The organism is Chryseobacterium sp. JV558 (assembly GCF_033712365.1).
Classification (GTDB): Bacteria; Bacteroidota; Bacteroidia; order Flavobacteriales; family Weeksellaceae; genus Chryseobacterium.
The window spans coordinates 92,223-115,819 of record NZ_WJHU01000007.1 but is presented as its reverse complement, the minus strand read 5'-3'; the positions used below and the strand labels follow the sequence as shown (position 1 = coordinate 115,819).

Below are 23,597 nucleotides of genomic sequence, written 5' to 3'. Positions count from 1 at the left end.
TTTCCGGTCTCTCTACATTTGTCCTATCAAACAAGAACAAATAACAATCTGATATGGACAGAAAAGATTTTTTAAAGAAAGGATTATTGGGAACAGGAATGTTTGTCGCATCAGCTTCTCTGGCAAATACTATGAAAAATGAAATTGATGAGATTGAACCATTAGAACCAATCGGATACAATCATCTTCCCAATACAGAATCAAAAATAAAAGAAAATTCTGTGATCCACAGAGCTGATTCAAGAGGAAAGGCAGACCACGGATGGCTGTTGAGCCAGCACACTTTCAGCTTTGCCAATTATTACAACCCTGAAAGAATGCACTTCGGAGTATTAAGAGTCCTGAATGATGATAAAGTAGAGGCAGGAAGAGGTTTCGGAACCCATCCTCACGACAATATGGAGATCATCAGTATTCCTTTGGAGGGCGATCTTGAACACAAGGACAGTATGGGAAATACAGCCATTATCAAAAGTGGTGACATTCAGGTAATGAGCGCAGGAACCGGAATCATGCACAGCGAATTCAACAAAAACAGTGATCAGCTTGTAAAATTCCTTCAAATCTGGATCTATCCGAAAAAGAGAAATGTTACGCCAAGATATGATCAGATCACTTTAGACAAAACGAAAGGACACAATCAATTTCAACAGATCCTTTCTCCTAATGCAGATGACGAAGGAGTGTGGATTCATCAGGATGCCTGGTTTCATCTGGGAACTTTTGATCAGAATACGGAAGCATCTTATCAAATCAGAAAAAAAGGAAACGGAATTTATGTTTTCATTTTGAAAGGAAGCGCAGAAATAGGCGGAGAGACTTTGGAAGAACGTGATGGATTCGGAGTCTGGGACATTCAGAATATCAATATCAAAGCACTAAAAGAAGGTACAGAAATCCTTGTAATGGACGTACCAATGACACTATAATAAAAATTAAACAGAAAATAACAACCCTTAAATTAAATCATTATGAAAAAATTAATCCTATCATTTGCAGCTGGTTTATTATCCTTAACTGCGTCAGCTCAAAACCCTGGAAAATCATTATTAAATCCTACCAATCATGCGGTAATACTTGTAGACCATGAAGGACAGATGGCTTTTGCAACAAAAAGCATCAGTATGGAAGAATTAAGAAACAATGTAGCACTGGTAGCTGGAGGATCAAAGATTTTTAATGTTCCTACAGTGGTAACAACCGTGGCAGAAAAATCATTCAGCGGACCTGTTTTCCCTGAAATTTCAGAAGTATATCCTCAAGCAACAAGCGGATATGTGGACAGAACAACGATGAATACCTGGGAAGATGTTAATGCTCACAAAGCCATTACAGGAAAAAATAAAAAGAAACTGGTTTTTGCAGGATTGTGGACGAGTGTATGTATCGTAGGACCAGTATTATCAGCTATTGATGAAGGGTATGATGTATATGTGGTAACAGATGCTTCAGGTGATATTTCTAAAGAAGCTCATGATCAGTCAATCACCCGTATGGTTCAGGCTGGGGCACATCCTATTACTTCTGTTCAGTATGTATTGGAACTTCAGAGAGACTGGGCAAGAAAAGAAACTTACAAACCTGTGAATGATCTGATGAAAAAACACGGCGGAGCTTACGGTATCGGAATTCAGTACGCTCAGGAAATGTTAAAACACTAATGGTCTGTTTCGGCAGGCTGAAAGCCTGCCGAAACCTTCAAACTTAAATATTGAAATAATGAAATTACTGAATACACTTATCTTTTCTGCGGTTTTAGGAACGGGAATACTACATGCTCAGAAAGCAGACATGATCATTACCAATGGGAAGATCACCACAATGGATGATAAGAATCCCGAAGTACAGGCTGTCGCTATAAAAGACCATAAAATCTTACAAACCGGAACGAACGCTCAGATTTTAAAACTAAAAAACAGCAATACCAAAGTCATTGATGCCAAAGGAAACAGAGTGATTCCAGGATTGTTTGACAGTCATCTGCATGTAATTCGTGGAGGTAGATTTTACAATACGGAACTTCGTTGGGATGGAGTAAAATCCCTAAAAAGAGCCTTGGAAATGCTGAAAGAACAGGCAGAGAGAACCCCAAAAGGACAGTGGGTAAGAGTAATAGGAGGCTGGAATGAATATCAGTTTGAAGAAAAACGACTTCCTACACTGGCTGAAATTAATGAAGCAACAGGAAATGTACCCACTTTCGTCATGTATCTTTATGGAAAAGCATGGTTGAACAAAGCCGGATTACAGGAACTGAATATCAACGGAGATACTCCAAACCCAACACAAGGATTGATAGAGAAAGACAACAACGGAAATCCTACAGGTTTACTGGTGGCAGAACCCAATGCTTTTATCCTTTATTCAACATTGGCAAAATTGCCGGAGTTGAAAGAAGAAGAAAAAGTAAATTCTACCCTTCAGTATATGACTGAACTGAACAGATTGGGAGTAACCGCTGTGATGGATGCAGGAGGAGGATTCCAGAATTTTCCTGATGACTATGGAACAACAGACAAGTTGAACAAAGAAGGAAAAATTACCGTTCGTTTGCCTTACTATTTATTTGCCCAGAAGAAAGGCTCTGAGCTGGCAGATTACACTAAATGGATCGGGATGGTAGAGATTGACGATCATGGCCACAACGATTTCAACGAAATAGATTATCATGTCAACGGAGGAGGAGAAAACCTGGTATCTGATGGAGCGGATTTTGAAAACTTCCTTTTCCCAAGACCGGAACTTCCTGCAACCATGGAAAAAAATATGAAAGAAGTAGTAAGTCTTTTGGTTAAAAATAAATGGCCTTTCAGAATTCACGCCACTTATAATGAAAGTATCACAAGATTTTTAAATGTCATTGAAGAAGTCAACAAAGAAACCCCTTTGAACGGATTAGTCTGGTTTATTGATCATGCCGAAACCGTTACTGAAGACAACATGAAAAGAATCAAAGCAATGGGTGGCGGAATTGCCATACAGCACAGAATGGCTTATCAGGGTGAGAGTTTCATCCACAGATATGGTAAAAAACCAGCTTTAGCTTCTCCACCGGTGAAAAAAATGCTTGAAATGGGAATTCCTGTCGGACTGGGAACAGACGGAACCAGAGTAGCCAGCTACAATCCATGGGTTGCTTTATATTGGATCACCACAGGAAAAACAATCGGAGGAAATCAGGTAATGGGCAAAGAAAATACCTTAGACAGAAAAACAGCTTTATCACTTTCTACCTATGGCGGATATGAATTAATAAAAGACTATCAGAAAGGGAAAATACAAAAAGGATATTTTGCAGACCTTACCATTTTAGACAAAGATTATTTCACAGTCAATGACGAAGAAATCAAGAACATTACTTCAAAACTGACGATTGTAGACGGAAAAGTAGTGTACGGAGACGACACTTACAAAACCGATGCTCCGGCACCTCTTCCGGTTATCCCGGACTGGTCACCTGTAAAATATTATGGAGGTTATCAAACCAAATAATGTAAACCACAAAAGCCACAAATACCTCAACTGAAGGAGCAAACATTCCCCTCATCTGGAGGGGTGGCAAAAATTCAAAGAATTTTTGACGGGGTGGCCCTACACGCAAAACCATCAGCAGTATAAAATATTCACAATCATCTGTGCTCATCCGTGTAATCTGCGGTTAAACAAAATTTTCTCAATCAAACTCACTCTTAAAAATTCCATTTAGATCATGAAAAAGCTAATCCACATCATCACCAATACCAATCCGTCAGGAAAATTAACGGACATGGCACTTTTAGTTTTCAGAGTCTTACTTTCTGCAGAATTAATCGTAGCTCACGGATTAAAAAAATTAGGAGTAGGTGTTTCAGAAGCAGAGCAGGTTCCGAACCCGCTGCACCTTCCGGAAGCCTTCAACAGTCTTTTTGCAGATGCTGCCAACCTGGTATTTCCGGTGTTTGTGATCTTTGGATTTTTCACAAGAATTGCAGTATTACCTATTTTGGCGGTGACCCTTACGGGATACTTTATCCTCCATTGGAATGATGCATTACTGGTGAAAGACACTCCTTTCATGTATAGCTTATGTTACCTGTTTTTACTGTTTATGGGGGCTGGGAAATACTCAGTTGATAATTTTTTAACCAAGAAATAATCATGAAAAAACTGATTGCCATTGCACTTTTGCTGCAAATTTTCATTCCAGCTCAGCTTTCTGCCCAGTTCAAGCTGATGAGGTTTGATGAGGATTATTCCACCTATAAAGACTCTGCAAAGACTTTTTATAATTCCATAAAATATATCCCTATTACGGAAAATAATAAGAACTATTTGTCGGTAGGGGGAGAAGCAAGATTGGAATTTGTAGATTTTAACAATGAAGATTGGGGAAGATCAGGAATTGGAAGCAATCCTTTTCTCATTCAAAGGTATAATATGCATGCAGATTTGCATCTGGGGTCAAGGGTAAGAATTTTCGGACAGGTGAGAAGTGCCTGGGAAAACGGAAGGAAGAACGGACCGAGACCTATTGATGAAGACCATTTGAATATTCAGAATCTCTTCATTGATGTAGATATCCTGAAGAATGACAAAGAAAAACTGACAGTGCGTGCAGGAAGGCAGGAACTGGATTATGGAAGCGGAAGACTCATCTCAGTGAGAGAAGGTCCGAATTTAAGACTCTATTTTGATGGATTAAAATTCATGTACAAAAGAGGGAATTTCAGATCCGATGCCTTTATGATGGCCGCCAGTGAAATCAGTCCCGGAGCATTCGATAATAAATCTTCAAAATCAATTAACCTTTGGGGAAGTTACAACACGCTGATTATTCCAAGAAGTGGAAATCTGGAGTTGTATTACCTGGGAATTCACAGAAAAGATGTACGTTTTGAAGATGGAATTTCAGATGAGAACAGACATACTTTAGGAGGAAGGTTCTGGAGATATGGTGGTGGTTTTATCTACAATTTTGAAGCGGCCTATCAGTTTGGAAACTTCAATAAAGGAAATATCAGCGCGTGGACAGCTTCTGCAGACATCGGATATATGTTCGAAAATATAAAAGGAAAACCGACCATCAACCTTAGAAACGATTATATCTCAGGAGACAGCAATAAAGGAGACGGAAAGCTGGGAACATTCAACCCTTTGTATCCGAAAGGAGGGTATTTTGGATTCAATCCTCAGATCGGACCTGTGAATCTGATTGATATTCATCCCTATGCAACCGTGGATTTGAGTGAAAAAATAACCGTACAGGCAGATGTTGTTTTCAACTGGAGATATTCTACCCAGGACGGAATTTACAGACCCAGCGGAACATTAAACCTGCCATCCTCCAACTCAAAAAAGAGATATATCGGAACCGCTTTCTTAGGAAGCTTTAATTATAAAATCAATAAGTTTTTAACCTTTAATACAGGAATACAATATTTCAACACAGGCGCTTTCATCAACGATGTGATCGACAACCACAAAGACGGACTTTTTATCAACTCCAGAATAGTATTTAAATTTTAAAAATACATATATCCGCCAGAATATCCCGCAGCTCGAACCCCGAAAACTCGCATCCCGAACCCCGCAACAAAAATTACCCCACATCAATGCACCTATCCATCACAGAAACTACCTTTGAAAAAACAAGAAATAGCCGGAGCAACGCGACTTGCGCCTTACAAAATAAAGTATGTAAAAACCTTGCGCCTTTGCGTTACCCAACAAACAACATTTACAACTCGCATCCCGAAACTCATAACAATAACAAAAAAAATCTCATGAAAAATACACTAAAAAATAGCTTAAGACACTCATTAGTAATCACAGCTTTAGCTTTCTCTACGCTAAGTTTTGCACAAACCACTACCACAGCACCTGCAAAGACAACTGCCATCGGAACCTCTAAAACATGGGGAACCATAGACGGAATCTCCATGGTAGGATTGGTGCAAGGACCTTCATCCGCTGATGCCCAACTTCAGGTAGCCTGTGTTTTTGAATATACAGAAGGAGACATCTTCAATACTCAGGCTTTACCCGCAAAACTGAATGGATTAGTTCATTTAGATGAAGCTTTAAAAGGAGAACTGACCAATATCAGAAAAGCAGGACAGTTTCAGGGACATTCTTTAGAAACCCTTTTGATTACACCTCCTGTAGGGTCGATGTCTGCAAAGAAATTATTGTTAATCGGTTTGGGCGACCGTAACAAATTTACCCCTGACTTAATGACTTCCGTAGGAGAAGTGGCTGCCCGCGAAGCGATGAGATTAGGCGTTACCAATTTTGCCTTCGCCAGTGATCTGAAAGATGCAGGAATAGACTCTCCAACCGCTTTGATAGCAGGAAACGTAGTAAAAGGAATTGTACATGCCAACCGTTCTGAAAACTACCTGAAAGAACACAAACTATCCACCACAAAAAAATTAGAAAAAGTATACCTTCTGGCTGGTCCTGCCTTCTTTGAAACCGCAGGCGGAGGAATTGCTGATGCCATTTCAGAAGTCCAAAAGAAATAATGAACCTAGTTTCATTACTATTGTTGATTCGGCCTCCTTTTTTAAGGGGGCTTTTATTATTCAAATAATTTAGCTCCATCAATAATTAACTGAGAGCTGATAATTCTGTCAATATTAAAATGTCTAATTTTTCCATTTCGGAGTAAACAGTTTGCTTCTATTACTGTTGATACTATAGTCCGACCCTGTTTTACTTTTATATTACCTTTTGATCTAATCACTCTATTTGTTACATTATCAAACCTATCGGTGTATTTTATTAGATAATATTGATCTTTAATAAAGCTAGATTCCTTAATTTGTATTAATGTATTTCCATTTATTTTAGGCAATTTCTCACCAAGAATATCATTTTTATTAAATGTATAAGTGAAATTTAAGTTATTAGAGAGGTTTAGGTGAATTTTTTCAATTTCAGAAGAACTATATTTTTGAAACAGATAATCAAAATAATTTATTTTATAATAATAATGATTGTATACAATCTCATAAATATCTAACAACGAATTTTTGATTGTAATAGAAGAATTTTCTAATGATAATGGAGTGTCTAATCTCGAAAGAACTAATAAATTTTCATCCAATATTTTCTTTAAACTATTTTGAGAATATTGCTTATTTTTTATTAAGCCAAAAATATTTGATGGTAAAAGTTCTTCAGAATATGATGTAGTAATAGGATTATACCATTTACATTTAAAAAGGTATTTGGCACAATCTTTTTCTATTATTCCCTTATTTTTTGTTGAGTACCTTTTTTCGTCTTTGTTTTTTAGAATATCAATAATTGTCATTACTGGAGGTAAAAAGCTTAAATGATTGTTTTCTTTATTTGTACGTTTGCCGTTCGAAGAATCAATAAATACTTTCTTTTTAGTAAGTTCAAAGTCAATGCTTTTAAGGCAAATAGTTTTACCAATATATTTTTTCTTTAAAAATTCTAAATCATAATCTTCAATAATCTTTAAACTATCTAAATCTAAATATGTATTAGTCGCAGTTAGTTTTTTAATTTCATATTCTTTAATCCATTTGTCATGATATTTTCCGTCTTTATGTGAATAATAGTAACATTTAAATTGCTTTTCAATGTTTTGCCCTGTTGTACTATCAAATTCATTTTTATCTAGTATCTCTGAAACAACCATTACAGGAGGTGTCATGTCTGCATTGGCAGCGATTTTAATGAGTGAATTATATTCGAAGTAAGGATGATTTTTAAGACATACAAAATCACCAATGGAAAAATGACTCATAATTTAATTATTTCAAGGTTATTTGACAAATATAATAATAAATATGTATTTTTGAGAGCCTGCAAAAAGAGTGTAATTACAACTAGTAGAGATAAAAGATCTTTTAAAATTTCGCAAATATAGAAGATTTACTTATAAAAAATGGTTTATAAGGGCAATGGATTGCAATGTCTCAATCCAGTCATTGTTTGGGCTGGAAGAGCATAGTAGGAAACATGTTACTAAATTAAGGAATACCTGGATAATATCCAAGAACCTAAAGAAATTTGTTAATCTATGATGTGGTTTCATCTTCATTATTAGGGTTAATATTATTTATACAGTATCTCACTGATTTCTGAGTGAGCTCAACACATGTCAATACATATTACGGATTTATCAATGACTCAGTAATTGGGTACTTATCTAGCAATGCGTATGTAATTATTAAACGATATTGGCTTTTTGCAGGCAATTTTATGACTAGAAATAAACCTGATTGGATAAAAGAAAAAGGCTATTTACATTTATCTCCTTCCCTTAAAATAGGTGAGGATTGGGTAAGTTATAATCGGAATATTACAAATGAAAATTATATAGAAAAACATGCATTTTATCCACTTATACATACTATTTTAAAAGATAGAAAATATAAGAAAGGAGACTCTGAAAAGCATAAACATAATGATAATCGTAGACATTGTCATTTTCATAAAGAAACCAACAAACCTGAGAAAACACATAAGCTTCGCCCTTTGCATTATGCCAGCCATATGGATGCACTCGTATATGGATACTATAAAAATATTCTTAATGAGCTTTACGAAAAAAAGTTAAAGGAGAATCCTATATTAGATGCTTCTGTAAATGCTTATCGCAAAATTCCAATTTCTAAAGAAAATGAGAAAGGCAAAAGTACAATTCACTTTGCGAAAGAAGCATTTGATGAAATAAAAGAAAGAGGTGAAAGTCAAGATGTTTGTGTTATGACTTTTGATTTAAAAAGTTTTTTTTCGAGTTTAAATCATCAATTTTTAAAGCAAAAATGGAAGTGGCTTTTAGGAGTTGATGAATTACCAAAAGATCATTATAATGTCTTTAAAGCATGTACAAAATTTAGATATGTACTTCTTGATGATCTAAGAATACAAAAAAAAAATAAGAAAGGACGTAGATTAGGTTTTGATGAATCAAAACTAGCTAAAATAAGGAAAGAAAAAGGATTCAGGTGTTTCTTTGAAAGCAATGTAGAATTTAGAAAGGCGATTAAAGAAGGAAAACTCAGAATTTATAATAATCCATTCTTTTCCAACGAAAAAATAAATATTGGAATTCCACAAGGACTTCCAATTAGTGCACTTCTTGCCAATCTGTATTTATATGATTTTGACTTGAAAATTGTCAATGATATTGTGATTGAAAGAGGAGCTTATTATAAGAGATATTCAGATGATATTGTAATAATTTGTAAACCTAATCAAGCGGAATTTATTGAAAGGTATATTTATGATCTAGTAGAAGAAAGTAAAGTTCAAATAAGTAAAAATAAAACTGAAAAATTTATTTTCAGAAATATTAATTATTCTCCGAAACATAATCAGAAAAGGTTGACTTGTTTTAAAGTAAATAAAACAACACAGGAAGAAAAAGAAACTCCATTATTATATCTAGGATTTGAATTTAGGGGATATAAGACGGTTATAAAATCTGCTAACCTATCTTCCTATTATAGAAAAATTATTTCAATAACAAAGAGAAGATGTAAAAGAGCCCAGACTTTATTAGATAAGAATCCAGAAGCAAAGAAGGCAATATATATTAACCAAATAAAAAAGCTTTATAATAAACCATTAAAGGTTAAAGATTCTGAAAGTACTGAACTTAAAAAACTGGATAGGAAACGTTATTCATTAGTTAAGAATGATAGAGGGTTTTATGAATTTTCGCACTATTCTTCTAATAGTAAAAAGGAATCTAATTATTATTCCTATGTAAAACGTTGTTGTACAATATTTGAAGAGGATCATTTTATGAATCAAATTAGAAAAAGAAAGCATGTAGTATTTACTGCTATTAATAGACATCTACATAAAAAATGAATTGAATATTAATATATCTCCATATAAAAGATCTCTTATATTAAAGTTGGTATATGTCCCAATTTGCAGTGTCAAAAAAAATCCCGATTTTTGCCCTCTTCAATAAACCCCCGAGTTCATGAAATTATGTATTGCCGAGAAACCCAGTGTTGCCAGAGATATTGCTAAAGTATTGGGCGCTACCATGCCTAAACAGGGCTATATGGAAGGAAACGGCTATTGCGTGACATGGACGTTCGGACACCTTTGCACCCTGAAAGAACCTCACGACTACGGTCCACAATTCAAATCATGGAATCTTTTTTCACTGCCCATTATTCCCAACAGTTTTGGAATCAAGCTGATCCCGAATAAAGGCGTTGAAAATCAGTTCAAAGTCATTGAAAAATTGGTCGAAGAATGTGATGAGGTCATCAACTGCGGGGATGCCGGGCAAGAGGGAGAACTCATTCAGCGTTGGGTATTGCAGAAGGCAAAATGCAACAAACCTATCCAGCGTTTATGGATTTCTTCATTGACGGAAGATGCTATTAAAGAAGGTTTTGCAAGTTTAAAACCTGCAGAAGATTATAAAAACCTGTATCTGGCCGGAAATGCCAGAGCGATAGGAGACTGGTTATTGGGAATCAATGCTACCAGACTTTTTACCAAGAAATTCGGTGGTAATAAAGCCGTTCTTTCCATTGGAAGAGTGCAGACTCCTACATTGGCTATGCTGGTTCAGCGCCAGAAAGAAATTGATGCCTTTACTACAGAAGAATATTGGGAGCTGAAAACCAAATACCGTGACGTTATTTTCAATGCAGCGATTGATCGTTTAAAAACATTGGAACGTGCAGAAAAAGGACTGGAATATCTTAAAGTCAATCCATTTGAGATCGTTTCTTTCGAAATTAAAGAAGGAAAAGAAAAAAATCCACGACTTTTCGACTTGACCGGACTTCAGGTGGAAGCCAACAAAAAATACGGATATTCAGCAGAAAATACGTTGAATTATATCCAAAGTCTTTATGAAAAAAAGCATGTAACCTATCCGCGTGTTGATACCACCTATCTATCCGAAAGTTTATATCCGAAAATAACAGGGATTCTTCAGAAAATGTATCCATATCAGGATCTGATTGCTCCGTTACTGGAAGCTCCGATTCCAAAATCAAAAACCGTTTTCGACGATACCAAAGTAACCGATCACCATGCGATCATTCCTACGGAAATTCCACCTTCTCAAAATTTGAGCAGGGAAGAAAAACTGATCTATGATCTGATTGCAAAGCGTTTTATAGCGGTATTCTATCCTGAATGTAAAATCTCCAATACGTTGGTAGAAGGGAAAGTAGGAACCATTCCATTCAAAACCAGCGGAAGACAGGTGCTTGAAGCTGGATGGAGAGCTGTTTATGCTAAAGAACCTAAAGAAGAAACCACAGATAAGGACAAAGAAAAAGAGGAAGAACAAACCATTCCTGAATTTATTGTAGGAGAAACCGGACCTCACGATCCAAAGATTCACCAGGGGAAAACAACGCCTCCAAAACCTTACACGGAAGCAACCTTGCTGAGAGCAATGGAAACAGCCGGAAAACAGGTGGAAGATGAAGAATTGCGTGAAATGCTGAAAAACAACGGGATCGGAAGACCATCCACCCGTGCCAACATCATTGAAACACTTTTCAAAAGAAAATACATCGAGAAAAAAAGGAAAAACCTCATCGCTACCCAAACCGGAATTCAGTTGATCGACACCATCGAAGACGAGCTTTTAAAAAGTCCGGAACTGACTGGTGAATGGGAATCAAAACTTCGTAGAATAGAAAAAGGCGAGTATGAAGCCAACCTTTTCAAAGAAGAACTGATCCAGATGGTTACCGAATTGACCGAAAAAGTAGTGTACGGAAAAGGAAAAGTGATTACCCTGCAGGAAGAGGAAAAAGAAGAAGTAAAGGAGAAGAAAAAAAGAGAACCCGCACAGAAAAAAGAACTTCAGTCCTGGGAAGAAACGAAATGTCCGAAATGTAAAGAACACAACCTGATCAAAGGAAAAACAGCGGTAGGATGTTCCGATTTCAAAAACTGTGGCTTTAAAATTACCTTTGAAATTTTCGGTAAAAAATTATCAGATAAACAGCTTTTAGACCTTGTTTTAAAAGGGAAGACTTCAAAATTAAAAGGCTTTACCACCCATCCGGAAGCTATTGCAGAAGGTATTTTGACTTTGAGCGATGACTTTCAGACACAACTTAGCTAATTAAATATTATCATTGAGTGGAGAATACGGGATTCGAACCCGTGACCTTTTGACTGCCAGTCAAACGCGGGAGCATTTAATGTACGCTATATGAGCATTGTTCTTCAAAGATAATAAAATAACGGCTGAAACTTCATAAATATAGGCGATACAATTTTAGATAGTATTGAATCTGGATCTTCGAAGAATTTTAAATTTTATCGGATATAAAATCTTTGCGCCTTAAAAACAGACAACTTGGGAACAACTTGCGCCTTTGCGTTTTCCAACAATCTTCCGGTTTTTCATTTATACCGAGATTCTACGGAATAACAATTATAACGATTAGTTTATCCATACAGTTTGTCATTCCGTAGGAATCCACCCTTATTTTCCAGACCTTCACAATCTTCATCATAAATACAAATACCTCAACTGAAGCACAAAAATTCCCCTCTTTTGGAGGGGTGGCGAAAATTCATAGAATTTTTGACGGGGTGGTTTTTACCGTTTTTCTAAACATATTATCATCCTGAAATTTCCACATTCTCTTTTTTCTGCTTCATAAACTGAAAGATCGATCCAGCTACAAAAAGCAAGAAAATGACAAGCAGGGTCTGACCAATGATGGGATCATTGATGTCTTTAGCTAAAGGATGTCCGATGGGAATCCTTGTAAAAGTCTCATTAATTGTTGGAACAAGGGACAGGAAAAAGCTGAATGACAGCAAAAAATTCTCAAAATATCTGGCTTTCCTGTTTTCCTTTTTGCTCGAGAAAAGAAAGTAAGCAACAGAAATCAAAACGACTATAAACAGAGAGAAGATATGCCCGGCATTGAAACCTCCGGCTTTTGAGATGCCCAATGCTGAAAGTGATGTAATGAGCGTAGCGTAAAAGTAGACCTTTCCGGATAGATGAGTCAGGTTAATCTTACCATATTTGATAAATCCGATTATTGCGCCGGCAAGGGCACTGATACCAATAATGGTATGGAAAATTCCTAAAATTGATAGAAGCATATTAATATTATTTTAAATTTATACTCATTCAGTTTCTTATTCTTTTTTGCTTTTCACGGCATCTGAAGAGGAAAGTTATTCCCTGAAACTGTTGGTACAAATTTGCGATAGAAACATAGAAATGATTTTGTGATTTCGTTCAAGAATTTGATATTTTGGTTCAAAAAAAAAGCATTCCTTACTGAAATAAGAAATGCAGGTGTAATTTGTATAAAATAGTTTTCCAATTATTTTTCTTTCCGTTCCTGACGATAAGCTGAAGGGGAAATATTAAATTTGTCGCTGAAATTTTTTGTAAAAGTCGCCAGATCATTAAATCCGCAGTCCAATGCGATATCAGTAATCCGTTCATCGGATATTAAAAGCAGTTCGGCGGCCTTTTCCAGTTTTTTGTTTCTTATATAATTGGCGGGAGTGTCGTCATAGAGTTTTGCGAATTCTCTTTTGAAGGATGATATACTCAGATTACTTTGTTCTGCAAGCTGTTCAATGGTAAGCTGTGAAAATAAGTTGGCTTCAATAATTTGCTTAAAAGTATAAGTGGTAGGAGAGAAAAGTTGTGACAAAATCAATTGAATGGTATTTGCATTCTGTGATTGAGCCAGCAATAACATGATCTCTTTTAGCTTAAGAATTAATATATCTTCATTAATGAGTGAGGGATTTTCAAAATAAAAAAGAAGTCCCTCTACATATTTTTGAATCAGAAAATCATTACTTATTTTCTCACTGGATTGATTTGAAACTATGTTTGCAGGCCTTTGCAGTAAGGAAGGTAATTCTCTGTCGTAAATTCTTTTCAGGATGTCAGGGTAGAAGGTCACAATGACGACCTGGCAGTTACTTTCTACATTTGAATTCTGAATATGCTTTCCAGAGCTGATACAGTTCAGAAACAGGGAATAATGGGCAGGAACATCAAACTCCTGTTCATCTGTTTTATATTGAAACTCTCCTTTGATCACATACAGAAAACAGGCTTGTTCCGAAACCGGAAAATCATTTCTGAATGGCCCTGTCATATCAATTTTTTGGATCAGGGTCTTTCCAAACAATTCGTGTTTTTTGTAATCATTCAGCATAATAGAAGGGTTTTGTTTTGAAATGAATCACGGGAAATTTAAATAATTTTTTCTTTACAATAGCAAACTGTATTCTATTTTATGTTAGATGAAACATCTGCACTTCTGCATTCTTTTTTCTCATTCATATTTTTAGTGAATAAAAATATACCGTTCTGCATATCCACACAGTTTGTCATTCCGTAGGAATCCAGCCCTATACTTTTCATACCTTTTATTCTAATAAAAATATCTCAACTGAAGACGTGAAAATTCTCTTCCTCCGGACGGGGTGGTTTACCGGAACAATTTCTCATACCAGCCACCTACATCATTTTTAATCTCCTCATGATGCTGGTATAGAATTACTGCCAGTTCCAGTTCAGACCTTTCAGATTGATAAGGATTTCCCGTAAAAAATCCAAAGAAGTTTCCATCCTGATCAACGATTTTCGGAGGATAAGCCCCATACGCATTCCATGGAGAGTAGGTGCTGTGGGTACTTCCATAATTTCCATACCTATTCCAGATAGATTTTGAACTGAATGCATTTCCGTAATCACTAAACTTATTCCATATCGAAGTCTTATCAAAATTATCACAGTTTAAGCATCCCAGGTATTGATCCTGATCTGCGCCGCCATACAAATGCAGGGTCTGCGCCTGGAAACTGAAGCCTGCAACTAAACCTAAAAATTGGAAAAAACTTTTTAAACCCATGATAAAGCTTTCCTGCAAAGCTAATCTTTTGAACTGAAAAATTTTAATTATTACTGAACAAACCACACACCAAGCCTTACAGGTTTCCAATATCTATAAGGTCTAAATATCCACATAGAGATCAAGCAGCAGCATAAGTGTATATCAGTATCCTCAAAGCTACCTGCGGCTGGAAATTTTTAATCTTTAAATTCTTTAATCTTTAAATCAATTTCTACCTTTACATACAAATTCAAAAAATAATGACACCAGAGAAAAGAAAACTCATCACAGACAGCTTCAGCCGTTCGGAAACCTTAAAATTCTATCAAGCAGAACTGCTGGAAGTAGAAACCGATTTTATATCCATGAAGATTCCTAAAATGGAAATGATGACCAGAAAAGCAGGAATGTTCAACGGAGCTATGATTGCGTCTCTGGTAGATGTTTCTTCTGGATATGCAGCAGTAAGTCATTATGCAGAAGATTGTTACGTGGTTACGGTTGAATTGAAAGTAAATTATCTTCGTCCTGCCATGGGTGATGCGTTGGTTTCCAAATCCTATGTAATCAAAGGCGGAGGGAAAATCATTGTGGTGAGAACGGAAATCTATGTTCGGAATGAAGGTTCCGACTCAGAAAGTCACGTGGCTACCTCATTGGTCACCATGATGAAAATAAAATAATCGACTAAGGGAAATAATCGACAAAATATTCTTTAAATAAAGGGTTTCATGGAATTCTTTTTTTCGAAATGGAATGGCTTTTGCTCCATACACCCCCATAAACATTAAAAAATAACTCAATGAACTTAATTATCCGATTACTTGTAACAGCGATAGTAGCCTATCTTTTGACCAAAATCTTACCGGGAGTACATTTTGAAACGTTTTCTTCAGCCATTATCTTTGCTATTGTGCTTGGGGTTCTTAACATATTTGTAAAGCCGATTTTAAGCCTGTTTGGTCTGCCGTTAACGATCCTTACGTTAGGATTTTTTGCATTGGTAATCAACGCCGGAATTATCCTGATTGCAGACTATTTCATAGATAGTATGGTGGTAGAAGGCTTCTGGTGGGCATTTATCTTCAGTATCCTGCTGTCAATAGTGACATCTCTGGCAAATTCAATGTTCTCAGATGGAGATTAATTAAAATAATAGATCAAAATAAAAAATATCCGCTCAATTTTGAGCGGATATTTTTATTTCTTAATGAATTTCAACAAAACTAAACTTCCCTGCTGGTCTTTCAGTTTTAGAAAATAATTTCCTGAAACAAGATGGCTGATCGTAATTTCTTTGGTAAAATGATTTTTTGAAACGATTCTTCCATTACCATCTATAATCTCATATTCCTGAAAATGCAGATTAGTATTTACTTTTAAAATATCTGAAACAGGATTCGGATACACCTTGATTAAAACAGTCTTATTCTTTGACATCGTTTCATGACTTACTAAAAATAAACATGAAGGTGGAGTTGTGATAATACCATTTGTAAAGTCATAATATAATGTGCTTCCTGCCGGAATAAGATTCGAACTTATGGTTTGAGGAATGTTTTCAAAAAGAGTGCAGTTATTAAAACGAAGATTGGCATTTTCAAACTCTCCGGTAGTCTTGTACCATGATTCGCAGCCTGCAGCCTGCATTGTTATTCCCGGCCAGAATGTATCCATGGCAAATCCGTTGACTGCATTAGGGTTAACCCTATCCACCATTACACAGCTTCCTCCCGTCCATGTAGAAGGCGCTTTAAAATAAATAACAGCAGAAGGAATAGTTCCGGTGTAATATTTTTTACTGATGACAACCGAAGAATTTCCCTGCCCGTTCACCAAAAATGCTTTGATTTCTTTATTCTGATCAATAAGAATTTGCACGCTGTTGGCAGCTGAGCTTGAACTTAGTGTAGGGGTGCTTCCATCTGTTGTGTAATAAATAGTTCCGATTCCGGTAATAGTGACCTGATAAGGATTATCATAATGACTTGCAAAAGGGCTCATCGTTAGCTGAGAAAAAAAGAATGATGATACAAGAAATGACGAAATAAGTAGAAATTTTTTCATGGAAGATGGATATTAGTTTGTTTTTTATAAAATTAATACAATTTGCCTATTAATAAATAACTTACTTTAAACTTTAGAAAACTTAAATGTTAATTCTTTCGTTCATCTTTATTTTAAATATTAACTTTGGCAATCTTTGAGTTTAATAAAAGGAGGGTACGAAATCAGCAGGATTCCGTACATCCGTTAAAAAATGAATATCGATATATGAAACTTAAGTACAGTCTGCTGGCCTTGGCAGCTCCGCTTTTAATGAATGCACAACAAGTAATGACACCTGAAATTCTTTGGACTTTGAAAAAAGTTGGAGTACAGGCTGTTTCACCGGATCAGGGTTCTCTTATCTATAAAGTAGGACAGGTAGATCTGAAAACAGAAAAAACAAAAAACGAGAACTATTTTCTGAATGTTCTTAATAATCAGTCTTCCAAAATTGATTTCGGTAAAAAAGCCCTTATTCAATGGGATAAAAACGGGATCTATGCTCAGGAAGGCGATAAAATCTATCTTTCTAAAGATGCAGGGAAAACCTGGACAGAATTTTATACCATCGGTGAAGTTGATAATGTTGTCATTTCTCCGGACGGGAAGAAAATTGCTTTCAGCAAGCAGGTATTGGTAGAAAAAGTAATGGGGAAAGATAAATTCGCTGATACTCCTAAAACTACCGCTCAGGTGTACACAGATCTGAACCACAGACACTGGGATTATTTCAATGAAGGAAAATACAACCATGTATTTGTAGTAAATACTTCTGATAAAGCAGAATCAGCTAAAGACCTGCTGGAAGGGAAAATGTGGGATTCTCCTCAGAGACCTTTCGGGGGAGCTGAAGACTTTATCTGGAGTTCAGATTCTGCACAGCTTTTATATGTTACAAAACCCAAAAGTGGAAAAGACTATTCTACAAGTACCAATACAGATATTTTTGCTTACGATTTAGCATCAGGTACAACCAAAAACCTTACGGAATCCAACAAAGGATATGATGTAAATCCTAAATTCAGTCCTGATGGAAAATCTCTGATCTGGCAGAGTATGCCCAGAGACGGGTATGAAGCAGATAAGAATGATGTGAAAATCATGGATTGGAAGTCTGGAAAGATAACTAATCTGACATCAGGCTGGGACGAAAGTGTTTCTGGAGATGTACTTTGGGGAGCAGATTCAAAAACAATCTACTTTACAGCAGCATTCAGAGGAACGAAACAGCTTTTTGCCCTTGATTCAAAATCAGCAAAAGTACAGCAGATCACAAAAGGAGATTTTGACGTCAACGAAATCTTTACAGATAATAAAACTTCACTTTTAGTAGGAAGAACAGACGTAAACCATGCAACAGAACTTTTCTCTGTAAACGTGAAGAACGGAGAAATGAAGCAGGTGACTGAAGCTAACAAAGAAACTTATGCTAAGCTGGCTCAGGGGAAATCTGAACTTAAAATGGTAAAAACTTCAGACGGTAAAGAAATGGGTGTATGGTTTCATTACCCACCAAACTTTGACCCGAACAAAAAATATCCTACTTTGGTATACTGTCAGGGTGGTCCGCAGTCTGCGCTTACTCAGTTTTTCAGTGTAAGATGGAACTTTGCCCTGATGACTGCCAACGATTATATCGTGGTAGCACCAAACAGAAGAGGTATGCCGGGCTGGGGAACAAAATGGAATGAAGAAATTTCAAGAGACTGGGGCGGACAGCCGATGAGAGATTATCTGGCAGCAACAGATTTTGCAAAAACATTACCATACGTAGACGGTGACAGAGTAGCAGCTGTAGGAGCGAGCTACGGAGGATACAGCGTATTTATGTTGGCCGGAATTCATGAAAACAGATTCAAAACGTTCATCGCTCATGATGGATTATTTGATATGAAATCATGGTATCTGACTACTGAAGAGCTTTGGTTTGCAAACTGGGATCTTGGTTCACCATGGGAAAAACCACAGCCAAAAGCATACACAGAATTCAACCCAAGCAATTTCGTAGATAAATGGAACAAACCAATTATGATCGTTCAGGGAGGAATTGATTTCCGTGTTCCTTACGAGCAGGGTCAGGAAGCTTTCCAGGCTGCAAAATTAAGAGGATTAAAATCTAAACTGGTGTACTTCCCGAATGAAAACCACTGGGTACTTCATCCACAAAACGGATTGGTATGGCAGAGAGAATTCTTCGATTGGCTGAAGGAAACTTTATAAGATCAATAAGAATAAAATATCAATAGTAGCGGGCTTTGGCCCGCTTTTTTTATGATAAAAACCCAATGGCTTTAGCCAAAATTTAAATAAGATCGTGTTTTTTAATCTGCATAATCCGCGGAATAAAATCTCTATATTTGAATATGCAAAACCGTATTTCTTCATTTTCACCGCTTATTGACGCTCAGTCTGAAATTATCATTTTAGGATCAATTCCAGGGGTGAAGTCATTAGAAAAACAACAGTATTATGCCCATCCTCAGAACAAATTCTGGAAAATTATTTTCGAATTACTGAACGAAGAATTTACTGAAGAGTATACTCAAAGAATTGAGATCATAAAGAAACATCATATTGCCCTGTGGGATGTCATTGATTCCTGTGAGCGGAAAGGAAGCCTTGATTCTGAGATCAGAAACGAAGAAGCCAATCAGATTGCTGAATTGCTGGAAGAGCATCCAAATGTGAAAGCCATTTTCTGCAACGGAGGAAAATCCTATAAAAACTTACAGAAGCTGTTAGGAAAAAGCTATAAACTGCCTGTTATTTTATTACCTTCTACAAGCCCGCTTCATACAGTTTCCTTTGAGAAGAAATTGGAAGAATGGAAAGTGATTGTGGAGTTTTTGAGTTGAGAATGGGTTACGGGATTCGAGATTCAGTATGTTGATTGAATGGTTTTTGGGGTTTGTGAGTAAGAGCGTTGAGATGATAAGAGTATAGATTCCTACGTAATGACAAAGTGTACGGATAAGTAAAGCGTTTTGTTTGTCATTCCGTAGAAATCTAGATATTGTATGTAATCCTTAGAATTATAATAACTTAGATCATTCACTTCCCAAATATGCTCTCAAGCCTTTCAACAGCTCCAGCTGATTTTTGGTTCGGTCTAAATTATGCTCAGGATACTTTGTAGCATAATAAACACTTCCGTTCAGATAATCCGTTAAAAAACGAAGCTCCTGGATATAAATGGCGACCTGTGCGGCATAATCAAGATTGTCAGATTCTTTAGGGGTTAGTTTTTCCTTTAGATAGAATAAAAATCCTTCTTTTACAGCTTTATACATTTCAGGGTTGAAATTGTTTCTGGCCTTTCCATCATCTTCATGGGTGGTATTGGTATAAGACTGGATCATTGTTCCAAAATCATACAGAATAGTAGAAATCATCATGGTGTCGAGATCAATTACTGCTAACGGATGATGATTTTGATCGAAAAGGATATTGCTGATTTTTACATCTGCATGGATAATTCTTTTCGGAATCTGATTGCTTTTCTCCATTTCTATCCATTGATCAGGCAAAGACAGAAGCTGGTTGGTGATTTCTATTTCAGTTTTTGCATTTTCTTTTAAATGGGGAGCTGCATTCTTTAATGAGTGTTTATAATCTGCAACCCTTTTCTCAAAATTTAAGAAATTAGGTAGTGCATCTTCAATAGCAGGCAGTTTTTCAGTATTTATGGTAGCCAGAAAATAACTAAAAGTTTTAGCTGCTTCAAAAGCCGTTTGTAAAGATGGAGCGGTAAGAAAGGTAGTGCTGTTTTCTACGAAGCTCAGCATGCGCCATGGATCATCATTAGCATCTTTTACCAGAAGTTTATCAGTAAGAGATGGGATGGGCTCTATGATTTGAAACTGATAGTTATTTGACCTTAGAAGTTCATTAATCATTAAATGATTGTTGACGATAACTTCCGGCTGTTTAAAAACATGATGATTGATCTTTTGCAGGATAAACTTTTTCCCCTGATCTTTATCTTCCAAAAGGTAGGTGGTATTGATCAGTCCGTCAGTAATAGGAGTAAGATCATAATTATCTGTGCCAATAAATTGAATGACAATATCATTTACCTCCATAAATCTTCCGGGTATCTGTTGTTTTTAATTTCTGAAGTCAGAAAACCTTTAATTTCCTTCTTATCATCAGCATAAGTGACACCCATCCATTGAGAAGGAGAGGCTTTTACCTGTACTTTTACTCTGTTTTCATCTATCATTCTCTGTACAGCAGAAGGAATGTAAAACTCCTGGGTTGGTAGTGGGTCAGATTCTATAAAATCATAAAAATAAGCTTCCAGATAGCAGAAAATATGAGGATGAAATATAAAAAAGTTCATAGATACTAATGTGTCAGGATCTAATTTTACATTTTCTCCATTTTTAATATAAATGATAGAATTATTTATTCTTTGAATGGAAGTTTGCTCTTCAACCTTGATCAGATCATTTTCCGGATCCAGCGTGCATATTCCTCTGGCTACAGCTCCGTTACCGCTCAATGTAGTTCCTACAGGATAAGCAATCATTCCCAATTGTAAATCTGAAATATGATGATGGTTTATTTCATGTGCAGCCAATTGATACGCTTCTTTTCCGTAAAAATCATCCGCATTGATCATCACAAAAGGTTCCTGTATCGAATATTTGGCACAAAGTACAGCATGAGCAGTTCCCCATGGTTTTTCACGGTCAGGATAATCAAAACCCTCCAACGAAATAGGAATACTGTCTATTTCCTGATACACCCAATGCAGTTCAAAATTTTTAGTCTTTGAAATGGTATTGAGCCTTTCAATATAACTTTGAGGAATCAGCTTATTGACAATAATGACCACTTTTTGGAAGCCGGCTTCTAATGCATCAAAGATAGAATACTCAAGAATCGGCGAACCATTATCAAGTATTCCATCCACCTGCTTGAGCCCTTTGTATCTGCTGCCTAATCCGCCTGCTAATATGAGTAATGTCTTTTTAGAACTCATCGGTCATTCCAAATACAGGTTTACGGGTCTTCCATTTTCCATTGGTAAAATCAGGAATATCAACTACCTGACCGCCTTTGGCAATAGACTCTTCACTCAATGGTGTAATAGAATACCACAACGCAAGATCATACACATCCATAGGGAATTCTATATTTCGTTTGATACATTCAATAAAAGTATTCATTACAAAGAAATCCATTCCGCCATGTCCTGCTCCTGCAGCCGAGCTTTCAAACTTCTTCCACATTGGATGATCGTATTCTGTCATCCATTTTTCAGTATTATCCCAACGGTGGGTATGGTTCATTGTTTTCTCAAAATAAATATGCCCCTGGTTGAAATCTCCCCATCCGAAATCCTGCCACAATCCTTCAGTTCCCTGAACCCTGAAGCCAAGATCATAAGGTCTCTGTAAACTTGTATCATGAGTAAGAAGAATGGTTTCACCATTGGCGCAGGCAATTTGTGTTGTTACCACATCTCCCTGGTTGAATTTTACTTTCGCGCTAGGATGGTTTTCTCCCCCTTTTGGATGTTCAACAATATATTTATGAAGTCCCACAGATTTTGAGGAGAATGAAGATAATCTCGTTAAACGGTTTCCTCTGTTAATGTCCATCATCATGGCAACCGGACCTAGTCCATGAGTAGGATAAAGCTCCCCGTTGCGCTTTACGTAATGTTCAGTTCTCCATTTTGCCTCACTGAATCCTTTCTCTCCAAATTCAGCACCGGAATTGTAAGGATTGATTCCGTCATTGAAAAGTACACCTCTCAGATCATGCTGATAGCCGCCTCTTCCATGTACCAGTTCACCAAACATACCTTTGCGGACCATATTCAGAATGGCCATGATATCTCTTCGGTAACATACATTCTCCATCATGAAGATAGGAACTTTCGTTTCTTCATATACCTTTACAAATTCCCAGCAGTCCTGAAGTTTTATCGCTCCTGAAACTTCCATGCCCACAATTTTTTTGGCACGCATTGCTTCCACCCCTTGTGTAAGATGCCATTCCCATGGAGTAGCAATCACAACAGCGTCTATTGTTTTTAATTTTAAAAGATTTCGATAGTCATATTCACCGTTGGAAAACTCCTGAGCAGCCGATTTATTATTGTCTTTCAATATTTTTTGTGAAGCTGCAAGCATTCTTTTCTCAGGATCTGCAAATGCTACAATCTCTACATCATTACGTTTTGCCAGTAATTTTACATGTTCCTGACCACGAAGACCGACACCGATGAAACCGACACGGACTTTTTTATCTGTTTTAAAATCATTGGAATAGGCAAATAATGAATTGGGTAAAACCAGTGCCCCAAAGCTTGCCAGAGCTGCCGTCTTAAGAAAGTTTCTGCGCGAATTGCTATTGTCCATCTATTTTTTTCTTAAATATATTAAAAACTTTTGTAAATCCCGATGGCGTGAGAGATATTGAATGGGAGAGTTGGAGAGTTTATAAGTTTGAGGGTGAGAGCGTGAGAAGGTTTTAGAGTAAGAGCATTGAAATTGTAAGAGTATAGATTCCTACGGAATGGACAACCTAAGCACTTTATGCATCCGCTCACTTTGTCCATTCCGTAGGAATCCGGATATTATATATTTATTGTTTGGAAAAGAATTTTAGAGTTGTTGGGATGAAAAGGTTTGAGAGTAGGAGAGTATCTTCATTTAACTTTTGCCTCTTTGCCATTTTATCTAAAAA

21 protein-coding genes and 1 tRNA gene are annotated in these 23,597 nt (G+C 36.5%); 12 read left to right on the top strand and 10 right to left on the bottom strand.

Translation table 11 applies throughout. The annotated features are described in order from the left end of the window. Positions 1-53 precede the first annotated feature (53 nt). The 6 genes from GFU89_RS20060 (at position 54) to GFU89_RS20035 (ending at position 6,503) form a co-directional block, all read left to right on the top strand. Entirely contained in the window at positions 54-929 is an 876-nt protein-coding gene (locus tag GFU89_RS20060; protein ID WP_318848817.1) for a pirin family protein, read from the top strand. 42 nt (positions 930-971) lie between these two features. Then, positions 972-1,661: a hydrolase gene (locus GFU89_RS20055; protein WP_318848816.1), complete on the top strand. Its 690-nt coding sequence runs from the start codon at positions 972-974 to the stop codon at positions 1,659-1,661. Between the two features lie 58 nt (positions 1,662-1,719). Continuing rightward, a complete protein-coding gene (locus GFU89_RS20050; protein ID WP_318848815.1) occupies positions 1,720-3,492 on the top strand; it encodes an amidohydrolase in 1,773 nt (590 codons plus the stop codon). A 217-nt stretch (positions 3,493-3,709) separates the two neighbouring features. Continuing rightward, positions 3,710-4,135 carry a DoxX family protein gene (locus GFU89_RS20045; RefSeq protein ID WP_318848814.1) on the top strand — a complete coding sequence of 142 codons (426 nt, stop codon included), beginning with the start codon at positions 3,710-3,712 and terminating at the stop codon, positions 4,133-4,135. A 2-nt stretch (positions 4,136-4,137) separates the two neighbouring features. Continuing rightward, a complete protein-coding gene (locus GFU89_RS20040) occupies positions 4,138-5,505 on the top strand; it encodes an alginate export family protein (protein ID WP_318848813.1) in 1,368 nt (455 codons plus the stop codon). A gap of 257 nt (positions 5,506-5,762) precedes the next feature. Next, positions 5,763-6,503 (top strand): M17 family peptidase N-terminal domain-containing protein, encoded by a 741-nt coding sequence (locus GFU89_RS20035; RefSeq protein ID WP_318848812.1) that lies wholly within the window; start codon positions 5,763-5,765, stop codon positions 6,501-6,503. A gap of 56 nt (positions 6,504-6,559) precedes the next feature. Here the strand turns inward: GFU89_RS20035 and GFU89_RS20030 are convergent, their stop codons facing one another. Beyond that, complete coding sequence (locus tag GFU89_RS20030) at positions 6,560-7,759, bottom strand: hypothetical protein (protein ID WP_318848811.1); 1,200 nt, start codon at positions 7,757-7,759, stop codon at positions 6,560-6,562. A 458-nt stretch (positions 7,760-8,217) separates the two neighbouring features. Here GFU89_RS20030 and GFU89_RS20025 point away from each other — a divergent pair, with 458 nt between their 5' ends. After that, complete coding sequence (locus tag GFU89_RS20025) at positions 8,218-9,837, top strand: reverse transcriptase domain-containing protein (RefSeq protein ID WP_318848810.1); 1,620 nt, start codon at positions 8,218-8,220, stop codon at positions 9,835-9,837. Positions 9,838-9,955: 118 nt separating this feature from the next. Beyond that, positions 9,956-12,082 (top strand): DNA topoisomerase 3, encoded by a 2,127-nt coding sequence (locus GFU89_RS20020; protein WP_318848809.1) that lies wholly within the window; start codon positions 9,956-9,958, stop codon positions 12,080-12,082. An 18-nt stretch (positions 12,083-12,100) separates the two neighbouring features. Here GFU89_RS20020 and GFU89_RS20015 read toward each other — a convergent pair. The 5 genes from GFU89_RS20015 to GFU89_RS19995 all read right to left on the bottom strand — a co-directional run bounded on the left by GFU89_RS20015 (position 12,101) and on the right by GFU89_RS19995 (position 14,864). Continuing rightward, positions 12,101-12,170: transfer RNA gene (locus tag GFU89_RS20015), tRNA-Ala, on the bottom strand. Between the two features lie 418 nt (positions 12,171-12,588). After that, positions 12,589-13,083 (bottom strand): hypothetical protein, encoded by a 495-nt coding sequence (locus tag GFU89_RS20010; protein WP_318848808.1) that lies wholly within the window; start codon positions 13,081-13,083, stop codon positions 12,589-12,591. 227 nt (positions 13,084-13,310) lie between these two features. Next, on the bottom strand, positions 13,311-14,165 hold the full coding sequence (locus GFU89_RS20005; protein WP_318848807.1) for an AraC family transcriptional regulator: 855 nt from the start codon (positions 14,163-14,165) through the stop codon (positions 13,311-13,313). A gap of 74 nt (positions 14,166-14,239) precedes the next feature. Further along, positions 14,240-14,374, bottom strand: a complete 135-nt coding sequence (locus GFU89_RS20000) for a hypothetical protein (RefSeq protein ID WP_318848806.1) — start codon at positions 14,372-14,374, stop codon at positions 14,240-14,242. Between the two features lie 67 nt (positions 14,375-14,441). Then, the gene (locus tag GFU89_RS19995; protein ID WP_318848805.1) at positions 14,442-14,864 is read right to left on the bottom strand and encodes a hypothetical protein; all 423 of its coding nucleotides are present in this window, start codon (positions 14,862-14,864) and stop codon (positions 14,442-14,444) included. A gap of 242 nt (positions 14,865-15,106) precedes the next feature. On the opposite strand from GFU89_RS19995, the gene GFU89_RS19990 reads away from it, so the two are divergent. Beyond that, positions 15,107-15,529, top strand: a complete 423-nt coding sequence (locus GFU89_RS19990; protein WP_318848804.1) for a PaaI family thioesterase — start codon at positions 15,107-15,109, stop codon at positions 15,527-15,529. A 119-nt stretch (positions 15,530-15,648) separates the two neighbouring features. After that, on the top strand, positions 15,649-15,993 hold the full coding sequence (locus tag GFU89_RS19985; RefSeq protein ID WP_318848803.1) for a phage holin family protein: 345 nt from the start codon (positions 15,649-15,651) through the stop codon (positions 15,991-15,993). A gap of 53 nt (positions 15,994-16,046) precedes the next feature. Here the strand turns inward: GFU89_RS19985 and GFU89_RS19980 are convergent, their stop codons facing one another. Then, positions 16,047-16,913: a chitobiase/beta-hexosaminidase C-terminal domain-containing protein gene (locus tag GFU89_RS19980; protein ID WP_318848802.1), complete on the bottom strand. Its 867-nt coding sequence runs from the start codon at positions 16,911-16,913 to the stop codon at positions 16,047-16,049. Positions 16,914-17,120: 207 nt separating this feature from the next. Here GFU89_RS19980 and GFU89_RS19975 point away from each other — a divergent pair, with 207 nt between their 5' ends. Together GFU89_RS19975 and GFU89_RS19970 are read left to right on the top strand one after the other, a co-directional pair. Beyond that, entirely contained in the window at positions 17,121-19,115 is a 1,995-nt protein-coding gene (locus tag GFU89_RS19975) for a S9 family peptidase (RefSeq protein ID WP_318848801.1), read from the top strand. Positions 19,116-19,258: 143 nt separating this feature from the next. Next, positions 19,259-19,750, top strand: coding sequence for a DNA-deoxyinosine glycosylase (locus GFU89_RS19970; RefSeq protein ID WP_318848800.1), 492 nt, complete (start codon positions 19,259-19,261; stop codon positions 19,748-19,750). Positions 19,751-19,942: 192 nt separating this feature from the next. Here the strand turns inward: GFU89_RS19970 and GFU89_RS19965 are convergent, their stop codons facing one another. Genes GFU89_RS19965 through GFU89_RS19955 form a run of 3 tightly spaced genes read right to left on the bottom strand, consistent with a single transcriptional unit; the run spans position 19,943 to position 23,269 of the window. After that, a complete protein-coding gene (locus tag GFU89_RS19965) occupies positions 19,943-20,977 on the bottom strand; it encodes an aminoglycoside phosphotransferase family protein (protein ID WP_318848799.1) in 1,035 nt (344 codons plus the stop codon). Then, positions 20,968-21,882, bottom strand: coding sequence for a sugar phosphate nucleotidyltransferase (locus GFU89_RS19960; RefSeq protein ID WP_318848798.1), 915 nt, complete (start codon positions 21,880-21,882; stop codon positions 20,968-20,970). The genes GFU89_RS19965 and GFU89_RS19960 overlap by 10 nt, the downstream gene beginning before the upstream one ends. Next, positions 21,872-23,269 carry a Gfo/Idh/MocA family protein gene (locus GFU89_RS19955; RefSeq protein ID WP_318848797.1) on the bottom strand — a complete coding sequence of 466 codons (1,398 nt, stop codon included), beginning with the start codon at positions 23,267-23,269 and terminating at the stop codon, positions 21,872-21,874. The genes GFU89_RS19960 and GFU89_RS19955 overlap by 11 nt, the downstream gene beginning before the upstream one ends. Positions 23,270-23,597 lie beyond the last annotated feature (328 nt).